28 protein-coding genes are annotated in these 20,569 nt (G+C 74.9%); 14 read left to right on the top strand and 14 right to left on the bottom strand.

Features of this window, described 5'->3' with window-relative positions; translation table 11 throughout:
- The first annotated feature begins 85 nt into the window (after positions 1-85).
- The gene (ygiD, locus tag ACI78T_RS06025) at positions 86-928 is read left to right on the top strand and encodes a 4,5-DOPA-extradiol-dioxygenase (RefSeq protein ID WP_456557174.1); all 843 of its coding nucleotides are present in this window, start codon (positions 86-88) and stop codon (positions 926-928) included.
- On the opposite strand, the gene ACI78T_RS06020 is transcribed toward ygiD, so the two are convergent.
- From ACI78T_RS06020 to ACI78T_RS06005, 4 genes are read right to left on the bottom strand one after another with little or no spacing between them, the layout of a single operon-like run.
- Positions 925-1,512: a hypothetical protein gene (locus ACI78T_RS06020; RefSeq protein WP_456557173.1), complete on the bottom strand. Its 588-nt coding sequence runs from the start codon at positions 1,510-1,512 to the stop codon at positions 925-927. The genes ygiD and ACI78T_RS06020 overlap by 4 nt on opposite strands.
- Before the next feature lies 1 nt (position 1,513).
- On the bottom strand, positions 1,514-1,783 hold the full coding sequence (locus tag ACI78T_RS06015) for a helix-turn-helix transcriptional regulator (protein ID WP_456557172.1): 270 nt from the start codon (positions 1,781-1,783) through the stop codon (positions 1,514-1,516).
- Positions 1,780-2,634 carry an ABC transporter permease gene (locus tag ACI78T_RS06010; RefSeq protein ID WP_456557171.1) on the bottom strand — a complete coding sequence of 285 codons (855 nt, stop codon included), beginning with the start codon at positions 2,632-2,634 and terminating at the stop codon, positions 1,780-1,782. The genes ACI78T_RS06015 and ACI78T_RS06010 overlap by 4 nt, the downstream gene beginning before the upstream one ends.
- The gene (locus ACI78T_RS06005) at positions 2,631-3,554 is read right to left on the bottom strand and encodes an ABC transporter ATP-binding protein (RefSeq protein ID WP_456557170.1); all 924 of its coding nucleotides are present in this window, start codon (positions 3,552-3,554) and stop codon (positions 2,631-2,633) included. The genes ACI78T_RS06010 and ACI78T_RS06005 overlap by 4 nt, the downstream gene beginning before the upstream one ends.
- A 109-nt stretch (positions 3,555-3,663) precedes the next feature.
- Between ACI78T_RS06005 and ACI78T_RS06000 the strand changes: the two genes are divergently transcribed.
- Positions 3,664-3,876, top strand: coding sequence for a DUF4287 domain-containing protein (locus ACI78T_RS06000; protein WP_456557169.1), 213 nt, complete (start codon positions 3,664-3,666; stop codon positions 3,874-3,876).
- 3 nt (positions 3,877-3,879) lie between these two features.
- Here ACI78T_RS06000 and cobA read toward each other — a convergent pair whose 3' ends face one another.
- Together cobA and cobT are read right to left on the bottom strand one after the other, a co-directional pair.
- Complete coding sequence (cobA, locus tag ACI78T_RS05995) at positions 3,880-5,160, bottom strand: uroporphyrinogen-III C-methyltransferase (RefSeq protein ID WP_456557168.1); 1,281 nt, start codon at positions 5,158-5,160, stop codon at positions 3,880-3,882.
- On the bottom strand, positions 5,157-6,197 hold the full coding sequence (gene cobT / locus ACI78T_RS05990; RefSeq protein ID WP_456557392.1) for a nicotinate-nucleotide--dimethylbenzimidazole phosphoribosyltransferase: 1,041 nt from the start codon (positions 6,195-6,197) through the stop codon (positions 5,157-5,159). Before cobT ends, cobA begins: the two co-directional genes overlap by 4 nt.
- A gap of 203 nt (positions 6,198-6,400) precedes the next feature.
- On the opposite strand from cobT, the gene ACI78T_RS05985 reads away from it, so the two are divergent.
- The 6 genes from ACI78T_RS05985 to ACI78T_RS05960 are packed head-to-tail and all read left to right on the top strand — an operon-like array spanning position 6,401 to position 10,054.
- Complete coding sequence (locus ACI78T_RS05985) at positions 6,401-6,868, top strand: hypothetical protein (RefSeq protein ID WP_456557167.1); 468 nt, start codon at positions 6,401-6,403, stop codon at positions 6,866-6,868.
- Positions 6,865-7,158 (top strand): transcriptional regulator, encoded by a 294-nt coding sequence (locus tag ACI78T_RS05980; protein ID WP_456557166.1) that lies wholly within the window; start codon positions 6,865-6,867, stop codon positions 7,156-7,158. The genes ACI78T_RS05985 and ACI78T_RS05980 overlap by 4 nt, the downstream gene beginning before the upstream one ends.
- A gap of 17 nt (positions 7,159-7,175) precedes the next feature.
- Positions 7,176-8,234 carry an AbrB family transcriptional regulator gene (locus ACI78T_RS05975; protein ID WP_456557165.1) on the top strand — a complete coding sequence of 353 codons (1,059 nt, stop codon included), beginning with the start codon at positions 7,176-7,178 and terminating at the stop codon, positions 8,232-8,234.
- Positions 8,207-8,584: a hypothetical protein gene (locus ACI78T_RS05970; protein ID WP_456557164.1), complete on the top strand. Its 378-nt coding sequence runs from the start codon at positions 8,207-8,209 to the stop codon at positions 8,582-8,584. Before ACI78T_RS05975 ends, ACI78T_RS05970 begins: the two co-directional genes overlap by 28 nt.
- 56 nt (positions 8,585-8,640) lie before the next feature.
- Entirely contained in the window at positions 8,641-9,276 is a 636-nt protein-coding gene (locus ACI78T_RS05965; protein ID WP_456557163.1) for a TetR/AcrR family transcriptional regulator, read from the top strand.
- A 22-nt stretch (positions 9,277-9,298) separates the two neighbouring features.
- Entirely contained in the window at positions 9,299-10,054 is a 756-nt protein-coding gene (locus ACI78T_RS05960) for a maleylpyruvate isomerase family mycothiol-dependent enzyme (RefSeq protein WP_456557162.1), read from the top strand.
- A 4-nt stretch (positions 10,055-10,058) separates the two neighbouring features.
- On the opposite strand, the gene ACI78T_RS05955 is transcribed toward ACI78T_RS05960, so the two are convergent.
- The gene (locus tag ACI78T_RS05955; protein ID WP_456557161.1) at positions 10,059-10,547 is read right to left on the bottom strand and encodes a type II toxin-antitoxin system PemK/MazF family toxin; all 489 of its coding nucleotides are present in this window, start codon (positions 10,545-10,547) and stop codon (positions 10,059-10,061) included.
- A 172-nt stretch (positions 10,548-10,719) separates the two neighbouring features.
- Here ACI78T_RS05955 and ACI78T_RS05950 point away from each other — a divergent pair, with 172 nt between their 5' ends.
- Positions 10,720-10,887 (top strand): hypothetical protein, encoded by a 168-nt coding sequence (locus ACI78T_RS05950; protein ID WP_456557160.1) that lies wholly within the window; start codon positions 10,720-10,722, stop codon positions 10,885-10,887.
- Between the two features lie 21 nt (positions 10,888-10,908).
- Here ACI78T_RS05950 and ACI78T_RS05945 read toward each other — a convergent pair whose 3' ends face one another.
- Both ACI78T_RS05945 and ACI78T_RS05940 read right to left on the bottom strand, forming a co-directional pair.
- Entirely contained in the window at positions 10,909-11,334 is a 426-nt protein-coding gene (locus ACI78T_RS05945; RefSeq protein WP_456557159.1) for a VOC family protein, read from the bottom strand.
- Positions 11,335-11,373: 39 nt separating this feature from the next.
- Positions 11,374-11,973, bottom strand: a complete 600-nt coding sequence (locus tag ACI78T_RS05940; protein ID WP_456557158.1) for an MSMEG_1061 family FMN-dependent PPOX-type flavoprotein — start codon at positions 11,971-11,973, stop codon at positions 11,374-11,376.
- Positions 11,974-12,013: 40 nt separating this feature from the next.
- Here ACI78T_RS05940 and ACI78T_RS05935 point away from each other — a divergent pair, with 40 nt between their 5' ends.
- A complete protein-coding gene (locus tag ACI78T_RS05935) occupies positions 12,014-12,400 on the top strand; it encodes an acyl-CoA thioesterase (protein ID WP_456557157.1) in 387 nt (128 codons plus the stop codon).
- Positions 12,401-12,403: 3 nt separating this feature from the next.
- On the opposite strand, the gene ACI78T_RS05930 is transcribed toward ACI78T_RS05935, so the two are convergent.
- The 4 genes from ACI78T_RS05930 to ACI78T_RS05915 form a co-directional block, all read right to left on the bottom strand.
- Positions 12,404-13,048 carry a lysophospholipid acyltransferase family protein gene (locus ACI78T_RS05930; protein ID WP_456557156.1) on the bottom strand — a complete coding sequence of 215 codons (645 nt, stop codon included), beginning with the start codon at positions 13,046-13,048 and terminating at the stop codon, positions 12,404-12,406.
- Between the two features lie 108 nt (positions 13,049-13,156).
- Positions 13,157-13,879 carry a PAS and ANTAR domain-containing protein gene (locus tag ACI78T_RS05925; RefSeq protein ID WP_456557155.1) on the bottom strand — a complete coding sequence of 241 codons (723 nt, stop codon included), beginning with the start codon at positions 13,877-13,879 and terminating at the stop codon, positions 13,157-13,159.
- 227 nt (positions 13,880-14,106) lie between these two features.
- Positions 14,107-15,552 carry a MocR-like transcription factor YczR gene (gene yczR / locus ACI78T_RS05920; protein WP_456557154.1) on the bottom strand — a complete coding sequence of 482 codons (1,446 nt, stop codon included), beginning with the start codon at positions 15,550-15,552 and terminating at the stop codon, positions 14,107-14,109.
- Positions 15,553-15,794: 242 nt separating this feature from the next.
- Positions 15,795-16,730, bottom strand: a complete 936-nt coding sequence (locus ACI78T_RS05915) for a cobalamin biosynthesis protein (protein WP_456557153.1) — start codon at positions 16,728-16,730, stop codon at positions 15,795-15,797.
- A 53-nt stretch (positions 16,731-16,783) separates the two neighbouring features.
- Between ACI78T_RS05915 and def the strand changes: the two genes are divergently transcribed.
- The 4 genes from def to ACI78T_RS05895 all read left to right on the top strand — a co-directional run bounded on the left by def (position 16,784) and on the right by ACI78T_RS05895 (position 19,269).
- Positions 16,784-17,341, top strand: coding sequence for a peptide deformylase (gene def / locus ACI78T_RS05910; RefSeq protein ID WP_456557152.1), 558 nt, complete (start codon positions 16,784-16,786; stop codon positions 17,339-17,341).
- A gap of 68 nt (positions 17,342-17,409) precedes the next feature.
- Positions 17,410-18,066, top strand: a complete 657-nt coding sequence (locus tag ACI78T_RS05905; RefSeq protein WP_456557151.1) for an HAD hydrolase-like protein — start codon at positions 17,410-17,412, stop codon at positions 18,064-18,066.
- Between the two features lie 55 nt (positions 18,067-18,121).
- Complete coding sequence (locus ACI78T_RS05900) at positions 18,122-18,613, top strand: FBP domain-containing protein (RefSeq protein WP_456557150.1); 492 nt, start codon at positions 18,122-18,124, stop codon at positions 18,611-18,613.
- A 38-nt stretch (positions 18,614-18,651) separates the two neighbouring features.
- Positions 18,652-19,269, top strand: coding sequence for a flavodoxin family protein (locus tag ACI78T_RS05895; RefSeq protein WP_456557149.1), 618 nt, complete (start codon positions 18,652-18,654; stop codon positions 19,267-19,269).
- Here ACI78T_RS05895 and ACI78T_RS05890 read toward each other — a convergent pair.
- Positions 19,254-20,501, bottom strand: a complete 1,248-nt coding sequence (locus ACI78T_RS05890; RefSeq protein ID WP_456557148.1) for an MFS transporter — start codon at positions 20,499-20,501, stop codon at positions 19,254-19,256. The two genes, ACI78T_RS05895 and ACI78T_RS05890, sit on opposite strands and share 16 nt — an antisense overlap.
- Between the last annotated feature and the right edge of the window lie 68 nt (positions 20,502-20,569).

Genomic DNA, 20,569 nt, shown 5'->3' with positions numbered 1-20,569 from the left:
GGACCGCTCGCACTCCGTCGTCCTCGGGGTGATGATCGCTGCGGGGACCGTCGTCGAGGCGACAGGGGGAGAGCAGATGCCCGTCATGCCTGCTGCGTTCTTCGGCCACGGCAACCCGATGAACGCGCTCGAGAAGAACCGGTACACCGAGGCCTGGCGGGCGTTCGGTCAGGCGGTGCCACGGCCCCGAGCCATCCTGGTCGTCTCCGCGCACTGGTACGTCCAGGCCACCGCGGTGACGGCGATGCCCCGCCCGCGCACCATCCACGACTTCTTCGGCTTCCCGCGCGAGCTCTTCGACGTCGACTACCAGCCGCCCGGGCTGCCGGAGCTCTACGAGGAGATCGCCGACGTCGTCCACCCGACGTGGGTGGGGGCCGACGTGGACAGCTGGGGGATCGACCACGGGGCCTGGTCGGTGCTGGTGCACGCCTTCCCGGACGCCGACACCCCCGTCGTCCAGCTGTCGATCAACGCGCTCAAGTCCTTCGACTACCACCTGCAGCTGGGGGCCGCGCTCGCGCCGCTGCGGGAGGACGGGGTGCTGGTGATCGGCAGCGGCAACGTGGTGCACAACCTGGGTGGGGTGAGCCGGGCGCTGCCGGACTCGGGCTTCGACTGGGCGCAGCGGTTCGACCAGGAGGCCAAGCAGGTGATGCTGACCGACCCCACCGAGGTCGGCCGGCTCGACGGGCACCGCGACTACGACCTCGCCGTCCCCACCCCCGACCACTTCCTGCCGCTGCTCTACGTCGCCGGGGTCGCGGGGGCGACCGGGACGACCGCGGAGGTGCTCGTCGACGGCTACGCGTACGGCTCGCTGTCCATGACGGCGTACACGGTCGGCATGGACGCACCACCGTCGTCCGGGTCGGGGTTCGCCGCGCCGCTGCCGGAGGGCCCGCCGGCGGACGGCGCCAACATCTAGTGCTCCGGGGCGGCCACGCGCTCGCGCAGCAGGCGGACCGCGGCGGCGGGATCGGCCGCGGCGAACGACACCCGCTCGACGGCGTGGGCCGTGCCGTCCGCCTCGACGGTCGCGGCGGGGGAGAACCGCAGCTCGACGCCCGTGCCGCCCATGAACGACAGGGCGAGGGAGTCGCCGTCGACCTCGAGCGTCCTCGGGTGCTCGCTGCGCACGCTCTTCGCCACCCCGGCGAGGGTGGCGAGGGGGACGCGGACCGCGCGGAAGTGGCCGGACCGCAGCAGCAGCTCGCCGGGCCGCAGCAGGTGCGGGTGCTGGCGCATCGTGCGGTCGAAGGCCAGCAGCCCCAGCACCCCGTAGACGCTGAGCGCCAGCAGGGGCCAGCGCAGGGGCGCCCAGGTGACGAGCACGTGCACGACCACCGTCTCCAGCACGCCGACGGCGGTGATCGTCCAGATCACCGCGCCGTCGAGCCCGTTGTAGGGCAGCTGCACGTCGTCCGGCCCGGCGGACGTGCGCCCGCGCAGCCACCACCACAGCGCCCGGGCCAGCCCCGCCTGGGAGCGGAGGAACCCCGCCACTCGCATGTCAGGCCGTGCGGCCCGGCGGCTCGTCGCCCGCCGGTGGCCGAAGGTCGCTGATCCGCGGGAAGGGCTCGGTCGAGAAGATCGTCTCCACCGGCAGTCCGAAGAACTCCGCGATCCGCAGGGCCAGGTGCAGGCTCGGGCTGTACTCGCCCCGCTCCAGGTAGCCCACGGTCTGGTAGTGGACGCCGAGGGCGTCGGCCAGCTGCCGCCTCGTCACGCCCTGCTCCGCCCGGAGCAGCGCGATCCGGTTGTAGACGGCGTCCCCGGTCACTTGACCCACTGCAGGGCCGCCTCCTTGGCCTCCATCACCTGGGACCCGGACTGCCGCTGGGCCATCCGGCGCAGCACCCGCGGGGTGACCAGCAGCCCGAACGCCGCCCAGGCGGCCAGGACGAGCACGGTCATGCCGGTGCGCCAGGAGTCGCCCACCTCCAGCGAGGCCGCGGCGTCGGGGAGGAACGCCGAGCGCATGCCCAGGCCGATCCAGTAGGTGGGGAACACCTGGGCGACGACCTGCAGCCACCCCCACATCTGCTGGATCGGGAAGAAGATCCCGGAGATCGTCGTCAGCACGATGATCGGCAGCATCCCCCAGGTGCCGACCTTCTGGACGCTCGGCACGACCGAGCCGAGGATCATGCCGAGCGGCAGCGTAGCGAGCAGCCCGAGCACGGCGACCCAGGCCACGGTGGCCCACCCGGCCAGGCCGTTGCTCATGACGTCGTCGAACAGGAAGAAGCTGGGCACGAGGATCACCAGCAGCAGCGGCACCAGCCCGAGCGAGTGGTAGAGCAGCTGGCCGGTCACGTAGCCCTGCATCCCGTGGGGGAGGGCCTTGTGGCGCAGCAGCGTGCCGTCCTCCCGCTCCATCGCCAGCGCGTACGCCGGCCCGATGACGACGCCGAACGCCAGCAGGGCACCGAGGATGCTCGGGAGGGCGAACGTGGGCAGCATCAGGTCGCTGCCCTCGACCTCGCTGTTCCGGTTGAACCACAGGTAGGCCAGCGTCCCGACCCCCACGAACAGGTAGAAGCCCTGGTCCTGCGTGCTGCGCAGGCTGAGCACGAACTCGGTCCAGCCGCGTCGCAGGCCGAGCGCGATCGCGTGACGGGTCGGGTTCACCGGGAGACCTCCGCGAGTGCAGGAGCGGTCCGGTCGCCGGCCTCGAACCGCCGCACCATGGCGATGTAGGTGTCCTCGAGGCTGGCCCGGCGGACCTCGAGGTCGGTGATCTCCTCGCCGTGCTGCTCGAAGAGCCGCCGCACGAAGGGGGTCGGCTCCTCGGTCGCGTGCACGAACCGCTCGCCGCCGCGGGACCAGCGCACCTCGGACGTGCCCGCCACCTGGCGGGTGAGCTCGTCGGCGCTGCCGTCGGCGACGATCCGGCCCGCGGTCAGGACGAGGATCCGGTCGGCCAGCCGCTCGGCCTCGGCCAGGTCGTGCGTGGTCAGCAAGATGCTCGTGCCCTCCAGGTCGGAGAGCCGGTGGACCAGGTCGTGGAAGTCGCGCCGGGCCTGGGGGTCGAACCCCGCCGTGGGCTCGTCCAGGAACAGCAGCTCCGGTCGCCCGATGATCCCCATCGCCACGTCCAGCCGCCGCCGCTGGCCGCCGGAGAGGGTGCCGATCTTCCGGTCGGCGTTCTCGGTCAGCCCGACCGTGTCCAGCAGCCGGTCGAGCTCGTAGGGCCGCGGGTGCTCCGGCGTCGAGTACGGGGCGAAGTACCCGCCCAGCTGCTCGAGCAGCCGACGGGGTGTCCAGCGCGCGTGGTCGCGCCACGACTGGAGCACCACCCCGACGCGGGCCCGCCAGGCGTCCCCGGCCACCGCCGGGTCCTCGCCGAGCACCTGGACGGCGCCCCCGGACCGCTTCCGGAAGCCCTCCAGGATCTCGATCGTCGTCGTCTTGCCGGCGCCGTTGGGGCCGAGGAGGCACACCACCTCGCCCGGGTTCACCTCGAAGTCGACGCCGGTGAGGACGTCGTGCGTGCCGTAGGTCATCTGCAGGCCGGAGACCCGGACCACCGGTTCGAACTGCGAGCTCATGCGGCGACACCGTCCCTGGAGCGCGTTCCCGGATCGATGGCGCAGATAGTAGGAGTGCTACATCTGCAGTACAAGTGCTTTCGCCGGCGGTATGCGGCAGAGTGGGCGCGTGAGCGACGCAGTCACGGGCCCGGCCAGCTACTTCCCCTCCATCGAGAAGAAGTACGGCCGGTCGATCGCGGAATGGCAGGAGGTCATCCGCTCCTCGCCGCTGACCAAGCACATGGAACTGGTCAGCTGGCTCAAGACCGAGCACGGGCTGGGGCACGGCCACGCCAACGCCCTGGTGGCGCACACGCTCGCGGAGGACTCCGGGAGCTAGCGCTCAGTCCAGGTCGTCGTCGTCCGGCGGGGGAGCGTCGTGCGGGCCGTTCAGGGCGACGACGGCGCCCACCACCCAGACGGCGGGCGGCCGGATCCCCGCCTCGGCCATCGTCCGGGGCAGCTCGGCCAGCGTGGTGCGGACGGCGTGCTGTGTCGGCGTCGAGCCGTCGGCGATCACCGCCACGGGCGTGTCCGGGGCCCGCCCGTGCTCGACGAGCGCGGTGGCGATGGCGGGCGCGGTGTCCACGCCCATGAGGACGACGACTGTGCCGCGCAGCCGGGCGATCGCCGGCCAGTCGACCAGCGACTGGGGGTGGCCCGGGGGCAGGTGCCCGGACACGACCACGAACTCGTGGGTGAGGCCCCGGTGCGTGACCGGGATGCCGGCCAGGGCCGGGACGGAGATCGCGCTGGTGACGCCCGGGACCACCTCGACCGGCACGCCGGCGGCCACGCACGCCTCGAGCTCCTCCATGCCGCGGCCGAACACGAACGGGTCGCCGCCCTTGAGCCGGACCACCCGCTTGCCGGCGAGCGCGCGCTCAACCAGGAGGGCGTTGATCTGCTCCTGCGCCATCGACCGGCCGCGGGGGAGCTTCGAGGCGTCGACGACCTCGACCGACGTGGGCAGCGACTCGAGCAGCGTGAGCGGGGCGAGGTGGTCGGCGACGACGACGTCGGCCTGCGCGACCGCCTGCCTCCCGCGCACGGTGATCAGCCCCGGATCACCGGGCCCTCCGCCCACCAGGACGACGCTGCCGCCGCGGGCCACCTCCGGCGTGCGCGCCGCGCGGTCGGCGATGCTCCCGTCGGTGAGGCCGGCGACGACGGCATCCCGGATACCGATCGCCCGCTGGGGGTCGCCACCGCCGTGCACGCCGACCACCAGCTCGCCGTGCCGGCCGACCGCGGGGGTCCAGACGCTCGACGCCGCGCGGTCGTCGGCGCGGGCGCAGAAGATGCGGGCGCGCTCGGCCTCCTCGGCCACGGCCGCGTTCACGGCCGGGTCGTCGGTCGCCGCCACGGCATACCACGCGCCGTCGAGGTCGCCCGGCTCGTAGCGACGGCGCACCCAGGTGAGCGAGCCCGGCTCGACGAGCGCCTCCAGCGCCGGCGTCACCTCGGGGGAGACCAGGGTGACGCGGGCGCGCGCGGCGAGCAGGCCGGCGACGCGGCGGTGGGCCACCTGACCGCCGCCGACCACGACCACCCGGCGGTCGAGCAGCCGCAGGCCGACGGGGTAGACGACCCCGCTGCCCGGGTCCACCGGCGTCGCGTTCACTTCTCCGTGACGCCCGCGGAGTCGAAGGTGGCCACGTCGCGCAGCGCCCGTGCGGCGCTCGCCACCAGCGGGAGCGCCAGCAGTGCGCCGGTGCCCTCGCCGAGCCGCAGGTCCAGCCCGAGCAGCGGGCGCAGGCCGAGCGACTCGAGCGCGATCGCGTGCCCCGGCTCGACCGACGCGTGCCCGGCGATCGCGTACTCGATCGCGGTGGGGCAGAGGGCGGCCGCGGCCAGCGCGGCGGAGCCGGCGATCGCACCGTCCAGGAGCACCGGCACCCGGGCGGCCGCGGCGCCGAGCACGAAGCCGGCCAGTGCCGCGTGCTCCAGCCCGCCCACCTCCGCGAGCGCGGCCAGCGCCTCGTCCGGGCCGGCCGGCGGCGTCGGCACCCGCTCGACGGCCTGTGCCACGACGGCCACCTTGCGCGCGAGCGTCGGGTCGTCGACCCCGGTCCCGCGGCCGGTCGCCGCGGCCGGGTCCGCGCCGGTGAACGCGCAGACCAGCGCCGCGGACGCGGTCGTGTTGGCGATGCCCATGTCGCCGGTGACCAGGCACGGCGAGGCGGTGGCCAGGCGGGTGGCCACCTCGATGCCCGCCTCGACCGCGCGGCGCGCCTCGTCGAGCGTCATGGCCGGGCCCTCGGCGAGGTCGGCGGTGCCGGCGCGCACCTTCCGGTCGAGCAGGTTCTCCGCCGGATCGAGTGGCGCGGCCACGCCGACGTCCACGACGACGACCTCGGCGCCCAGCTCGGCGGCGAAGGCGTTCACCACGGCCCCGCCGGCCAGGAAGTTCGCCACCATCTGGGCGGTCACCTCCTGCGGCCACGGTGTGACCCCCTGCGCGTGCACCCCGTGGTCGCCGGCGAAGACAGCGACCACGGCCGGGACCGGCAGCGGGGCGGGGCAGGTGCCGGCGATCCCGGCGAGCTGCACCGCGACGTCCTCGAGCACGCCGAGGGAGCCCGGCGGCTTGGTCATCCGGTCCAGCCGTTCCCGGGCGGCGCGCTCGGCCGCGACGTCCCGCGGGACGACGGCGTCGATGGTCTCGCCCAGCAGGGTGCCGGCGAACGGGTGCGGGTCGGTGCTCAGCTCGTCTCCTCGGGCGCGGGTCGTGGGGACAACAGGATCGCAGCGCCGCGGCCGGCTCCCGCGCGCGAGGTCCGGGAGGGACCCTCGCAGGCGTTTGTTGCACGCCGATGACGGGTCACTTGACGATCCGGAAAGCGAGCGCCATGCTTTCCGACATGGAAAGCGACGGCGAGACCATGGACCGGACGGCGGCCGCGGCGGAGCTCGCCGCGCTGGATGCGGACCGGGCGGCGCTGGCCGACCGGGCCGTGCAGCCGTGGTGGTACGACGCGCTCCTCGGCCTGCTGGTCGCCGGCTTCATCGCGTCCTACTCGACGCGCAACGCCTGGGTCATCGCCGGTGCGCTCCTCGTGCTGCTGCTCGGCCTCCGCGCGCTCATGGCGATCTACCGCCGGATCACCGGCATGTGGGTCAGCGGGCTCCGCCCCGGGGCGACCCAGCGGGCCGTCAGGGTCTGGTTCGTCGGCTACGCGGTCGTCGTGGCCGCGGGTGCGGCGTTCGAGTTCGGGCTGGAGATCCGCGGCGCGATGGTCGTCGCCGGCGTCGTCGTCGGGATCGGGCTCGCGGCGATCAGCCAGTGGTGGGCGCGCATCTACGTCGCGGAGCTGCGGGGCGAGCTGTGACCTCGGTCCAGCCGCGCTTCGACTCCGTGGTGCACATGCCGCCGCGGTTGCAGGTCTGCGGCCTCCTCGCGGCGGTCACCGACATGGACTTCGCCCTGGTCCGCGAGCGCGTCGGCGTGAGCGACTCGGTCCTCTCCAAGCACGTCAAGCAGCTGGAGGAGGCCGGCTACGTGACCGTCCGCAAGTCCACCCGCGCCTCCCGGGTGCGCACCAACCTCGCCCTGACGGCAGCCGGGCGGGCGGCCTTCGACGCACACGTGGCCGAGCTGCGGCGGATCACCGGAGCCTGACCGGGCAGAGTGGCCCCGTGGGCAACCGGGGTCGCGAGCTGCTCCCGCTGGCCACCGTCGTCGCCGCCGCCGTGGTCGCGAGCCTCGGCTTCGCGGCCCTGGGCCTGCCCTCCCCAGCGCTGTTCGGCGGGCTGCTGGCCGGCCTGGTCAGGGCGCTCGCGCTCCCCGGCGCGGTCGCCGTCCCCGGTCCGGCCACCACCGCGGGCCAGGCGGTGATCGGCGTGGCGATGGGGGCGCTGGTCGACCTCGAGACGCTCCGGGCGGTGGCCGCCAACTGGCTGCCCGTCCTCCTGGTCACGGTGGGGACGCTCGCCCTGAGCCTCGGCGCCGGTCTGCTGCTGCGCCTGCAGCGTGGCATCACGCCGGTGACCGGCGCCTTCTCGATGATCGCCGGCGGCGCCTCCGGCATCATCGCGATGGCGCGCGACCTCGGCGCCGACGACCGCATGGTCGCCGTCCTGCAGTACCTGCGGGTGCTGCTGATCGTCGTCCTGATGCCCGTGGTCGCGACGGTCGTCTACGGGGCCTCGGGGAGCGGCACCGCCGGTCCGGCCGAGGAGGGCCCGGGCTGGCCCGCCGGGCTCCTGTTCACCGTCGGGTGCGGCGTGGTCGGGCTGGTCGCCGGGCGGCTGGCGCGGGTGCCCGTGGCGGCGCTGCTCGGCCCGATGGTGGCGGCCGCGGTCGTCGACCTGACCGGGCTCGGGCGCGGCGCGGAGGTGCCCGCCCTCGTCCAGGCCGCCGCCTTCCTCGTCATCGGCCTGCAGGTCGGCGTGAGCTTCACCCGGGACAGCCTGCGCACCATCGGCCGCGCGCTGCCGCTGGCCCTCGCCGTGATCCTCGGGCTGATCGCAGCCTCGGCCGGGCTCGGCGCGGTGCTCTCGGTGGCCACGGGCGTCAGCGCGCTCGACGGCTACCTCGCCACCACCCCCGGCGGCCTCTACGCGGTGCTCGCCACCGCGAGCGACATCGGCGCCGACGCGACGTTCGTCCTCGCCGTCCAGGTGCTGCGGCTGTTCGTCATGCTCCTGAGCGCCCCGCTGGTCGCCCGATGGCTGCGCAGATCCGCCGGGAGCTGACCGGGACCGTCCTCCGGGCCTACCCTTGCTGGCCGGGCACCGTGCCGACCGGCGGCGCGGCGCACCAGACGCTGGAGGCGGAGCTGACCGAGGACGCATCGACCGGGACGGGCGCGAGCGCGGACGACGCCGTGCTGCTCTTCGTCGGCGGTCCCCTCGACGGGCGTGTGGAGATCCGCGCGGCCCGGCACGGCGACCCGCTGCCGACGGTCACCCACGTCCACCTCCACGGCGGCCCCAAGGTCGTGCACCGGTACGACCTGGAGCCGCTGACCGAGGGCGTCGGCGTCTACAACCTCCGGCCGCCGGCGCGGAAGCCCGCGCGGGACGAGTCCGCCGCGGCCGAGTGACGATCGGGGTCCTACGACCCTGTTGATGTCCTAACGGTGTTAGGACACTTTCGGTCGTGACCGGGACCGTGCCCCTGGACCGCCGGCAGCGGCGGCGGCAGGAGACCATCGAGCAGGTGCTCGACGTCGCTGTCGAGGTCATGGCCGACCAGGGGGTCGCCGGGCTGACGCTCGGGGAGGTCGCTCGCCGGATGGGCATCCGGCCGCCGTCGCTCTACGGGTACTTCGACGGCAAGAACGCGCTCTACGACGCCCTGTTCGAGCGGGGGTGGCGCGAGCTGCTCGCCGTCGTCGTCCGGGCCCAGGAGGAGTCCGCGGGACGGCCGCCGGCCGAGACCCTGGTGGTGGTCGAGACGGCCTTCGTCCGCTGGGCCGTCGAGCACCCGGCCTACGCGCCGCTGATGTTCTGGCGGCCGGTTCCCGGCTTCACGCCCTCGGCCCGCGCCTACGCGCCGGCCGTGGAGCTCGAACGCCTGAACCGCGCCTTCCTCGTCGAGCTGCGCGACGCCGGGCTCCTAGCCGACAGCGCCGACCTCGAGCTGGCGTACCGCACCCAGACCGCCCTGATCAGCGGCGTCGTCTCCCAGCAGCTGGCCAACGCGCCGGGGGAACCGTTCGAGACCGGCACCTACACGTCGACCCTGCCCGCCGTGGTCGCGATGTGGCTGGCCCACCACGGCGGAATCCGATGAACCCACCCGGAGAGGCACGCCGATGACCGCGACCACGACCGCCCGTCCTCCTGCCCGAGCCGCCGTCCTCGACCGCGGACCGGCGATGCGCCTGGCCGCCGAGGAGTACCGCCGGTTCACCGACCAGCTGCGCGACCTCGGCCCCGAGGACTGGTCACGGCCTACTGACTGCCCCGCCTGGGACGTGCGCGCCATGGCCGGCCACGTGCTCGGCATGGCGCAGATGGTGGCCTCCGTGCGGGGGCTCGCGAGCCAGAACATCGCCTCCACACGCGCCGGCGGCGGCATCGACGCGCTCACCGCCGTCCAGGTCCGGCGGACCTCCGGCCTGTCGGCCCAGGACGTCGTCGCGCAGCTGGATTCCGTCGCCCCGCGGGCGGTGCGGGGACGGCGCCGGCTCGCCGCCGTCCTGGGGCGCGTGGTCCTCCCCGAGGCGCAGGAGGTGGGCGGGCAGACCGAGCGATGGCGGTTCGGCTTCCTCTTCGACGTGGTCCTCACCCGCGACACCTGGATGCACCGGACCGACGTCGCCCGGGCGACCGGGCGCGACCTGCACCTGACCCCCGGCCACGACGGCACGATCGTCGCCGACGTCGTCGCGGAGTGGGCCGCGCGGCACGGCCGCCCGTACCGCCTGCGGCTCACCGGGCCGGCGGGCGGCAGGTGGTCGGCCGGCACGGACGGTGACGAGCTCGAGCTGGACGCCGTCGAGTTCTGCCGCGTGCTGTCCGGCCGGGGCCGGGGCGAGGGCCTGCTGGCGCAGCAGGTCCCGTTCTAGCCGCTCACCAGCCCTGGACCCGTCGCGCGGCGCCCACCACGCGGTCGAACCGCTCCCGGTCCAGCGCGGCGCCCTCCCGGCGCACCGCCGCCGGGTCGAGCTCCAGCAACCGGTCGAGCCGGACCTCGCTGGGCCGGTTGCGGGCGTCCCACGAGCCGGTGCCGATGTCGGTCCACACCCGCCCGTGCCGGGCCTCGTCCGCGGCGTCCCGGTCGTGGTCCTTGCTGGTCAGCATCAGGCCGAGGAGGACCTCGCCCCGCCGGCCGATGACGAGCACCGGGCGGTCCTTCCCCCGGCCGTCGCCCTCGTCGTAGGGCACCCAGGCCCACACGATCTCGCCGGGGTCGGGGCGCCCGTCGGCCCGGGGTCGGTACTCGACGTCCGGGACCGCGGCGGACGGCGGACCGGCCGGTCGCCGTCGCGGCGCGCTCGCCGCGACGGTGCGGCGGACCAGCCCGGCGACGCGACCGATCAGCGTGAGGGGACGTGCCATGGGGGCACGGTACGGGTGCTCGACTGTCACTTGTGACACATCGGCACCAATTGGTCACGGAGAGGGTTGCGACTGCCGATAGCGGGGCACCATGGCCCCACGGGGCGGACGCGGCGGGACGCTCCGGGATACGGGGGTCCCAGTGACGACGTTCGAACCGGTACGACCGGCTGTGCCGCGAGCCCGTGAGGTGCAGGCCAGCGTGCTGGCCGCGTTCCAGCTCGTGGAGGACGCCCGCTACTCCGGCAGCGGTCGGCGCCGGCGCCGTCAGCGGTCGCGCATCCTGGCCGAGCGCGCGGTCGCGGACCGCAAGCTCCTCCGGGACCTCCGCGCCGGCTGAGGCCGGGCGGGCCGGCCGCCCTCAGGTCACGCAGAACTCGTTGCCCTCCGGGTCGGCCATGGTGACCCACTCGAAGGGCCCCTGCGACCCGCGCCAGAGCTCCGTGGCGCCCAGACCCAGCAGCCGGGCGACCTCCGCCTCGCGGCGGTCCGCGCCGACGCGGACGTCGAGGTGCAGCCGGTTCTTGACCGTCTTGGGCTCGGGGACGGTCTGGAACAGCAGCCGCGGACGGCCGGGGTCGGGGCTGTTGACCGCCGCGCCGGCCTTCCACACCAGCGCGCCCTGGTGCTGGGTGGTGTCGGACTCGGCCGCGGCCCCCGTCTCCACCATGCGGCGGATGAAGGACTCGTCCTGGACCTCGACCTGCCAGCCCAGCACCTCCGCCCACCAGTCGGCGAGGTCGTGCGGCCCGGAGCTGTCGATGACGATCTGGACGTCGAAGGACATGGGCGCAGGCTAGAGCGGGGGACCGACGTTCCGGTCGGCTCAGAGCTCCTGGGCGAGGTCGGCGCGGATGGTCGCGTCGTCGGGCAGGTCGGTCTCGAGCGCGCAGTGGTCCTTGAGCACGCGGCCGAACGGGGTGAGCGCGGACTTGTCGACGTGCCGCGAGGAGTCCCACAGGCCCGACCGCATGACCGACTTCGGGCACTGGAAGTAGGCCTTGTGCACCGTCATCTGCAGGACCGACAGCGGTGCCCGGCCGAACTCGGTGAGGTCGACGTCGAGGTCCTCCGGCCGGAGCAGCGTCGTCGTCCCGTAGACGCGCAGCGTCTGCTCGATGCCGGGCACGAGGAACATCAGGGCGGCCCGGGGGTTGGCCGCGGCGTTGCGCAGGCTGTCGACGCGGTTGTTGCCGGGGCGGTCGGGCAGGAGCAGGCGGTGCTCGTCCAGCACGTGCACGAAGCCGGGGTCGCCGCCGCGCGGGGAGATGTCCGGCCACCCCTCGGCGTCGGCCGTGGCCAGCGTGGCGAAGGGGGAGTGGGCGATGAACTCGCGGCAGTGCCGGTCGAGGTGGTCGATGACCTTGTCCAGCACCAGCCCGCCCGGGGCGCGGTAGCCGGCCAGCACGTCCTCGACGGTGTCCACGGACTGACGGTAACCGGTGCCCCCGCTAGCGTGGCGCCCCGTGCCAGAGGTGTGGAGCTCGCCGGTCCGGTTCGTGGAGTGCGACCAGCAGGGCGTCGTGTTCAACGCCCACTACCTGACGTGGGCCGACGAGGCCTCCAACCACTGGTGGGCCGCACACGGCCTGCCCTGGGACGTGGTCGCCGGGCGGGTGAACCCCGTGGTCAAGGCCAGCACTCTGGAGTGGACGTCGTCGGCGCGCTGGGGCGACACGGTCGCGGTCGACGCGGAGACCGAGCGGGTGGGCCGGACCAGCGTCACGGTCCGCTACACGATCCGCGTCGGGGAGCGGGAGTGCTGCGTCGTCCGCAACACCTACGTCGCGACCGACGGCGGACGGGCGATCCCGTGGCCGGACGACATCCGGGACCGGCTCACCGCCGGCTGACGCTCACCAGCCGGCCTTCTCCTGCCCGCACAGCCGCGCGACCGACTCCATGATCGTGTCGGTCACCTCGCGGCGGGCGCGGTTGCTGCCGGCCTGACCGCGGTGGTCGGGGAAGGTGAGCGGCTCCCCGAAGACGACGGAGAACCGGTGCGGCCGGGGCCAGCTGGCGCCCACCGGCTGGATGCGGTCGGTGCCCCGGATGCCCACCGGCACGACGGGGCAGTCGGCCGTGAGCGCCAACCAGGCGACGCCGGTCTTCCCGCGGGCCAGCTTCCCGTCGCGGGACCTGGTCCCCTCCGGGTAGATGCCGAAGCCGCCGCCGGCGCGCAGCACCGTCATCGCGGTGTCGAGGGCCTCCTGCGCCGCGCGGTGGGTCTGCCGCTCGACAGGGAGCGCGCCCAGCGCGGTGAACCAGGTCTTGGTGAACCAGCCCTTGATCCCCGTCCCGCGGAAGTACTCCGCCTTGGCCAGGTAGCCCACGCGCCGGGGCGCCATCAGCGGGATGGCCATGCTGTCGATGAAGGACAGGTGGTTGCTCGCGATGATGAACGGGCCGGTCGGCGGGACGTTCTCGCGGCCCTCCACGTGCGGCCGGAACACCAGCAGGAACAGCGGTCGCAGGATGAGCCGCGAGATGAGGTAGACCACGCCGCGCTTTCCTCCTCGGGCACGTCGGGTGCACGCCGTCGACGGATGTCGGCACGTGGCTCCGGCATTGTCCCGAACGGCCCGGCGCGGGCCCGACCCAGGCCGGGATCAGCGCAGCGGCTGGGTGGGCGGGCAGGCGTCGCGGATGATGGCGCGCACGTCGTCCGGCAGCCGCCGCGCGCCCGCCGCCGACTGCGTGATGACCTCCGCGACGTCGCGCACCTTGCGGTGGGTGTGGCTGGAGATGTGCGCCAGCAGGTCGAAGGCGACCTGGTCGCCGCAGCTGGTCAGGAGCATGAGGATGCCCTTGGCCTGCTCGATCGCGGCCCGGCTGGCCATGGCGGCGCGCATCTGCTCGACCTCGGCCTCCAGCGCCTTGGTCCGGTCGGCGCCGGCGGGCGGTCGGCCGTCGGTGATGTCGACGCACATGCCCTCGACGGCGGTGATCTCACCGGCCGTGCCGCGCTGCGGTTCGCCCACCAGGACGACGGCCCGTTCCTGCCCGTCGGCGCGCACGATCCTGGTCTCGAGGGCGAAGGCGCGGCCGTCCCCGCAGGCCCGCGCGATCGCCTCGAGGACGCGCGTGCGGTCCTCGGCGTGCTGGTAGCGCAGGTACTCGTCGGTGGCCGGCGGCGGGGAGGTCGCCGGCAGGCCGTGCATCGTGAACATCTCCGGGGACCACCACCACGACTGCGTCGCCCGGTCGTACCGGTAGCGACCGGTGACCCGCTCGGGCGCGCGGGGTGCGGCGGCCCTCGGCGCCGCGTCGTGCCGAGGCGCCCTCGCGGAACGGGTGTTCGGACGTGGGCGTGAGAGCGCTGGAGACGCCATGGCAGTTCCCCCTCGAACGCGGCGCGCCACGCGGCGCATCAGCCGTGAGTTCGACTCCGTCATGCCGGGCCCCTCGTCGGGACCGGTCGCTCCGCTGGGAGGACGGTACGACGGCTGGGGCGCCGCCGCAGGAGTCGAAGGGCAGGGGGGAACGGAACCGCTCCGGTCGCATCGGGGCACCGGCGGGGCGCCGTCACCCACCGTGGCCCGACGTGCGCGCTCGGGGGTCAGACGACGGTGCGCGGAAGCGGGAGACCGTCGCCCGCCGGCTCGGCCCGCAGGCCCGCCTGCACCTGCGCCAGCAGCTCGACCGCCCGGCGGAGCTGGTCGGCCGGGCGGGTGAACGGCAGTCGCAGGTGGTCGTCGAACGCGTGCCCGGTGCCGAAGGCGCGGCCCTCGGCCAGCACCAGCCCGCGCTGCGCGGCTCCCGCGGCGAGGGCGGCCGAGCTCCCGCCCGGCGGCAGCCGGCACCAGACGGAGAGGCCGCCGGCGGGCGCCGGCGCGTGCCAGTCCGGCAGCAGGCGGGCCAGTTCCGCCAGCAGCGCGTCCCGCCGGTCCCGCAGCTGCGCGCGGCGGTGCTCGAGCACCTCGTCGAGCCGGCCCAGGAGGATCGTGGCCGCCAGCTGGTCGAGCAGGCCGACCGAGAGCTGCCGCCGGCCCAGCGTCTCGCCGAGCTGGGCGGCCAGCGCGGCGTCGGTGCGGATCCAGCCGATCCGCAGGCCGCCCCAGACCGCCTTCGACAGACCGCCGACGGTCACCGTCGCGGCGTCGGGGAGGCTCCCGGCGAAGGGCGGAAGCGGACCGTCGTCGAGGTGCAGCTCGGCGGACACCTCGTCGACGACGGTGAGGACGCCGTGCTGCCACAGGGTCGCGGCCAGCCGACGGCGCCCGGAGGCGGACAGCCGGGCGCCGGTCGGGTTGGAGAAGTCCGGCATCACGAAGGCCAGCCGGGGGCTGCTCTGCCGCGCGGCGAGGTCGGCCGCGCGGACCAGGGCGTCGGGCTCCGCGGCGTCGACGGCGACGGGCGTGCACCGCCCGCCGGCGGCCGCCACCTGCGCGAGGATGCCGGGATACGTCGGGTGCTCGACGAGCACCCGGTCGCCGGGCTGGAGGAGCGTCTCCAGGACGACGGCGGTCGCGTCGCCGACGCCGGCGGTCACCACGACCTGGTCCGGGTCGGTCGGGAGCCCGCGGGTCGTGAACCGCTCGGCGATCGCCGCCCGCAGCTCCGGCAGGCCGCCCGTCGCGTAGCCGTGCTCGCCCAGGCGCGACGGCAGGACGGCCATCGCCTCCCCGTAGGCGTCCACCAGCGCCGGTGCGGCCTCCGGGGCGGCGTGTGCCAGGTCCAGCACGCCCGGCCGGTTGCTCGGCGGGAGCCAGCGGGAGCCGGCGGCCGGCAGCTCGGTCACCGTGCCGGAGCCGTGCCGGGTGCTCGCGAAGCCCTCCTCGCGGAGCACCCGGTAGGCCGACGCCACCGTCACGCGGCTGACGTCGAGCTCGGCCGCGAGCTCCCGCTCCGCCGGGAGCCGGTGGCCGGCCGGGAGAGAGCCGGTGGTCACGAGGTCGCGGATGCGGCGGGCCAGACCGGCGTAGCGCGGCGCGGGCAGGCCGTCGACCGGCCCGATCAGACCCGCCAGTTCGCGCGGGGTGGACTGCTCGACGACCGGTGGCATGCGACCACCATGCCGAAGTGGACTGCTGTTGTCCAGTCCCGACCATGCCACTGTTCCGGCATGACCTCAGCCACCGTTCTCCTCGTCCTGGTCCTGCTGGCCCTCGGCGGGCTCGCGATCACCACGCTCGTCGTCGCCGTCCGGGGTGGCCGTGGCCCGGGTGACCCGCCCGCCAGCCACCTGCGGGTCGATCCCGCCGGGTTCTTCGTCCTCTCCCGCCCGCGCGGGCTGCTCGACGGCGGTCAGCGCCGGCGGGCGATCCGGCCCGCCGTCGCGAGGATCGCCGCCGCCGTCCAGACCGCCCGCGAGAGCCGGACCGCCCGGCCGATGTCCCCGGTGCCCGGTGGACGGCCGTCCCCGAGGGCGGGCCGCACCTCGATCCGGCTGCCGTAGACGTTCCGACCGCCGAGCCGCAGCCCCAGCGCCCCGGCGGCCGCGGCCTCGCACCTGCCCGAGTTCGGGCTCGGGTGGTGGGCACCGTCGCGCAGCCAGGTGCGCAGGGCGCCGGCGGCCGAGCCGCCCACCAGCGGTGCGCACGCCACCGTCAGCGCGGCGGTGACGCGGGCGGGCACCCAGTTGGCGACGTCGTCGAGCCGGGCGGCGGCCCAGCCGAACCGCTCGTAGCGCGGTGAGCGGTGGCCGACCATCGCGTCGAGCGTGTTGACCGCCCGGTAGACGAGCAGCCCCGGGATGCCGGCGACGGCGCCCCAGACGAGCGGGGCGACCGCGGCGTCGGAGGTGTTCTCCGCGACCGACTCCACCGTCGCCCGCGCCAGCTCCGCCTCGCCCAGCCCGGCGGGGTCCCGTCCCGCGAGCGCGGGCAGGGCGGCGCGCGCGGCGGGCAGGTCGCCGGCGTCCAGCGCCCGCCGCATCGTCGTCGCCGCCCGGCCGAGCGACGTGCCGCCCAGGACCGCCCACGTCGCCGCCGCGGTCACCGACGTGCGGACGACGGGACGGCGCCGGGTGCACCGGTCCAGCGCCGCGCCCGCCAGCGCCGCCGCGCCGGTCAGCAGCAGCACGTGGGCGGCGCCGGCTGCCCGGGAATCGCGGTGGGTGCGCCGCTCCAGGGCCAGTGCCGTCGTCCCGAACCCGGCCACCGGGTGACCGCGCCGGGGGTCGCCCAGGAGGTGGTCCGCGGCGGAGCCCAGGGCGAGGCCCAGGGCGGTCGGGACGGTCACGGCGGTCATCGTGCCAACCGGTCGGATCCGGGCCGTCCCTAGGATCGGTGCCCATGCGCCTGCCCGGCCGTTACGACGGCGTCGCCCGGCCGATCGTCACCTACGGCAGCAACCCGGTCCTGCACCGGCCGTGCGCCCCGGTGACCGAGTTCGGCGAGCCGCTGCGCCGCCTGCTGCTCGACATGTTCGCCAGCATGGAGGCGGCCGACGGCGTCGGTCTCGCGGCCAACCAGATCGGCGTCGACGCCCGGGTGTTCGTCATCGACTGCCCCGACGCCGAGGGGGAGGACGTCGTCGGCTACGTGGTCAACCCGACCCTCACGATCCCGGAGCCGGTCGGCGACGAGCCGGCGGAGGAGGTCACCGAGGAGGGCTGCCTCTCGGTGCCCGGCCCCTACGCCGAGCTGCCGCGGGCCTTCCGCGCGCGGGTCGACGGGGTGGACGTGAAGGGCGACCCGATGTCGATCGAGGCCACCGGGATGGCCGCCCGCTGCCTGCAGCACGAGATGGACCACCTGGACGGCACCGTCTACGTCGACCGGCTGCCCGAGGAGCTGCGCGAGCGGCTGCTGGCGGAAGCGGCGGGGCCGGGCGGCGACCTGCCGGCGTGACGACGCCCGAGGGAGCATCGCAGCGAGCGCCAGCGAGCGAGGAGCGGATCGAGGTCGGAGTCGCGCCCATGAACGCGGCGAACCGGCTCGTCCTCTTCGACCTCGACGGCACGCTGGTCGACTCGTCGCCGGGCATCTGGTCCTCGGTGCGGCACGCGGCCCGGGAGCTGGGCCTGCCCGAGCCGACGCCGGCGCAGCTGCGGGCGATGGTCGGCCCGCCCCTCCAGGACGGCTTCGCGCTGGTGCTGCGCGTGCCGGTCGCCGACGTCCCCCGCGCCGTCGCCTCCTACCGCGAGCACTACGCGGCCGGGGCGCTGCTCGACGTCACCGTGCACGACGGCGTCCCGGAGCTGCTGGAGGTGCTCCGGGAGGCGGGCGCGACGCTCGCCGTCGCCACCAGCAAGCCCGAGCCCTTCGCCGTCCGGGTGCTGGACCACACGGGCCTGCTGCGGCAGTTCGCGAGCGTCCACGGCGCGACGATGGACGGCGCCGTCCGGCACAAGGACCAGGTGGTGGCCGCGGCCCTCGCCGCGCACCCGGACGGCCGTTCGCCGGTGCTCGTCGGAGACCGGTCGCACGACGTGCTCGGCGCCGCCGCCCACGGTCTGCCCTGCGTGGGAGCCGGCTGGGGCCCGGCGGAGGACGGCGAGCTGGAGGACGCGGGAGCTGCCGTGGTCGTGACCACCCCGGCCGAGGTGCCGGCGGCGCTGGCGAAAATCGGATGAGGACGGCGGACCCGTCGCGCAGGATGGACGGGCCCCCATCGCAAGGAGATCGATCGTGCACGCCCTCACCGAGCAGCAGATCCGCCGCTCGTTCCTCAACTGCTCGCAGGGCGAGGCCAAGGGCCTGACGCTGCCCCGGGACTTCGCGGACCTGGACTGGTCCTCCCTCGAGCTGCTGGGCTGGCGGGACCCCAAGGCCCCGCTCCGCGGCTACCTGGTCGTGGAGGCCGACGACCGCCCGGTGGGCATCGCGGTGCGGGCGGCGGAGTCGAGGATGTCGGTCCGCACGACGGCGATGTGCCTGCTCTGCCAGACCACGCAGTCCGGCGACGCCGTCTCGCTGTTCACCGCGAAGCGGACCGGCGCGGCGGGGCGCAACGGCAACACGGTGGGCACCTACATCTGCGCCGACCTCGCCTGTGCGCAGCGGGTCCGGACGGAGATCCCGCCGTGGCTGCAGGACCGCAACCCCGACGAGGTGGTCGCCGAACGGGCCGCCGAGCTGCGGGAACGGGTGTCGGGGTTCGTCGAGGCCGTCCGGCGCTGATGTGTGAAGGCGATCGGTTGCGGGGCATCTGACGGCGCATGACCGAATCCGCGCCGCTCAGTGCCCTTGCCCTCGTCTGCAGCCTCAAGCCCTCGCCGGCGCCCTCCAGCAGTGACGTCATGGCCCGCCAGGTGCTCGACGAGCTGGCGAAGCACGGGGTCACCGGCGACGTCGTCCGCGTGGTCGACCACGACGTGAAGCCCGGCGTCGAGGTGGACATGGGCGAGGGCGACGAGTGGCCGGCCATCCGGGAGCGGATGATGGCCGCCGACATCCTGATCGTCTCCACCCCGACGTGGGTCGGGCACATGAGCAGCGTCGCGCAGCGCGTGCTCGAGCGGCTCGACGGCGAGCTGTCGGAGACCGACGACACCGGGCGGCCGCTGATCACCGGCAAGGTGGCCGTGACCGCCGTCGTCGGCAACGAGGACGGCGCGCACAAGATCACCGCCGACCTCATGCAGGGCCTCAACGACATGGGCTTCACCATCCCGGCCCAGGGGGGCACCTACTGGAACGACGAGGCCATGGGCAGCCGGGACTACAAGGACCTGGACGAGACGCCCGAGGCGGTCGCCTCGACGACCGCCACGCTGGCGGAGAACGCCGCCTCGCTGGCCCGCGCCCTGAAGGCGAGCCCCTACCCGGGCAGATGAGCCGGCGCCAGGGCCTCGGGTCGCTCGGCCGCCGCGGCCAGCGACCCGGCGGTCCGGCGGGCCCGCAGCAGGCCCGCGACGGCGATCAGGGCGAGGACGACGACGGCGCCCCCGTAGACCTCCGTCGTCCTGGTCAGCCCGACGCCCTCGACGGCGATACCGGCGACGATGCTCGGGATGCTGAAGGCCAGGTAGCCGACGACGAAGATGCTGGCGAGCAGGCCGGCGCGGTAGCCCGCGGCCACCCCGGCGGTGATGGTGGCGACCGCGCCGAGGAACGCGGCCCCGAAGCCGAAGCCGGTGACGACCGCCGCGGCGAACAGCAGCGGCGTCGAGGTCGTGAAGAGGGCGACGAGGGTGCCGGCGATGCCGGCGGTGAAGGCGAGCGCCCCGACGAGCATGGCGCGCTCCGGGGGTGCGGTCCGCAGCGCCAGCGAGCCGACGATGCCGGTGCCGTTCAGCGCGAGGATCAGCAGGCCGCCGACGAGGTGGTTGTCAATGCCGAAGACGTCGGCGACCAGCGACGGGCCGAGCGAGGCGTAGAGACCCCCGACCGACCAGCACGCCACCAGCAGCGGGAGGGCGACCACGAAGGCCCGGCGGTGCGCCGGGGGGACGTGCACGCGCGGGACGAGCGAGGCCGCCGCCCCCGGGAGCCGCGGCGAGCTCTCCGGCAGGACGAACGTGCCGACGGCGGCCAGCACGAACACGACGGTCAGCACGCCGAACACCCAGTCGGTGGGCGAGGGGACCAGTTGCACGAGCAGCCCGGCCCCGACCGCGCCGAGGGAGAGGCCGAGGCCCGGGGAGGCGCTGTTGATGAAGGGGCCCAGCGGCCGGTCGCGGTGCTGCAGGTCGAGCAGCGCGGCGCCGAGCGTGCTGGTGAGCGCACCGGTGGCCAGGCCCTGGACGACGCGGGCGGCCAGCAGCCAGCCGACGCCGTCCGCGAAGAGGAACAGCGCCATGGAGGCGGCCTCGAGGAGGAACGCCGCCACCAGCACCGGCCGCCGCCCGACGTGGTCGGACAGCCCGCCCACGACCAGCAGGGAGGCCAGCAGCGCGAAGGAGTAGATGCCGAAGACCGTCGTCAGGACGCCGGAGCTGAACCCGAACTGCTCCTGGTAGACGCGGTAGAGCGGGGAGGGCACTCCTGACGCGGCGAGCATGAGCACCAGCAGCACGGCGACCGACCAGAAGGCGGCGGTCCGCGGCAGGCGGCGGGAGACGGGCACGACAGGTGCGAAGCCCGATGGCGTCCGCGTGATTCCCGGTGCGTGCGTGTCGGCACGCCGGGTAGGGG

The sequence above is a fragment of the Blastococcus sp. SYSU D00922 genome, assembly GCF_054050495.1.
This window is presented reverse-complemented; position numbering and strand designations above follow the sequence as displayed.

Excerpts from the sequence above, each read along its gene's own strand:
- ygiD (WP_456557174.1), top strand. The coding sequence starts at position 86 with ATGCCTGCTGCGTTCTTCGGCCACGGCAACCCGATGAACGCGCTCGAG.
- ACI78T_RS06020 (WP_456557173.1), bottom strand. The coding sequence starts at position 1,512 with ATGCGAGTGGCGGGGTTCCTCCGCTCCCAGGCGGGGCTGGCCCGGGCG.
- ACI78T_RS06005 (WP_456557170.1), bottom strand. The coding sequence starts at position 3,554 with ATGAGCTCGCAGTTCGAACCGGTGGTCCGGGTCTCCGGCCTGCAGATG.
- ACI78T_RS05985 (WP_456557167.1), top strand. The coding sequence starts at position 6,401 with ATGGAAAGCGACGGCGAGACCATGGACCGGACGGCGGCCGCGGCGGAG.
- ACI78T_RS05970 (WP_456557164.1), top strand. The coding sequence starts at position 8,207 with ATGGCTGCGCAGATCCGCCGGGAGCTGACCGGGACCGTCCTCCGGGCC.
- ACI78T_RS05960 (WP_456557162.1), top strand. The coding sequence starts at position 9,299 with ATGACCGCGACCACGACCGCCCGTCCTCCTGCCCGAGCCGCCGTCCTC.
- ACI78T_RS05955 (WP_456557161.1), bottom strand. The coding sequence starts at position 10,547 with ATGGCACGTCCCCTCACGCTGATCGGTCGCGTCGCCGGGCTGGTCCGC.
- ACI78T_RS05945 (WP_456557159.1), bottom strand. The coding sequence starts at position 11,334 with ATGTCCTTCGACGTCCAGATCGTCATCGACAGCTCCGGGCCGCACGAC.
- ACI78T_RS05925 (WP_456557155.1), bottom strand. The coding sequence starts at position 13,879 with ATGGCGTCTCCAGCGCTCTCACGCCCACGTCCGAACACCCGTTCCGCG.
- yczR (WP_456557154.1), bottom strand. The coding sequence starts at position 15,552 with ATGCCACCGGTCGTCGAGCAGTCCACCCCGCGCGAACTGGCGGGTCTG.
- def (WP_456557152.1), top strand. The coding sequence starts at position 16,784 with ATGCGCCTGCCCGGCCGTTACGACGGCGTCGCCCGGCCGATCGTCACC.
- ACI78T_RS05905 (WP_456557151.1), top strand. The coding sequence starts at position 17,410 with ATGAACGCGGCGAACCGGCTCGTCCTCTTCGACCTCGACGGCACGCTG.
- ACI78T_RS05895 (WP_456557149.1), top strand. The coding sequence starts at position 18,652 with ATGACCGAATCCGCGCCGCTCAGTGCCCTTGCCCTCGTCTGCAGCCTC.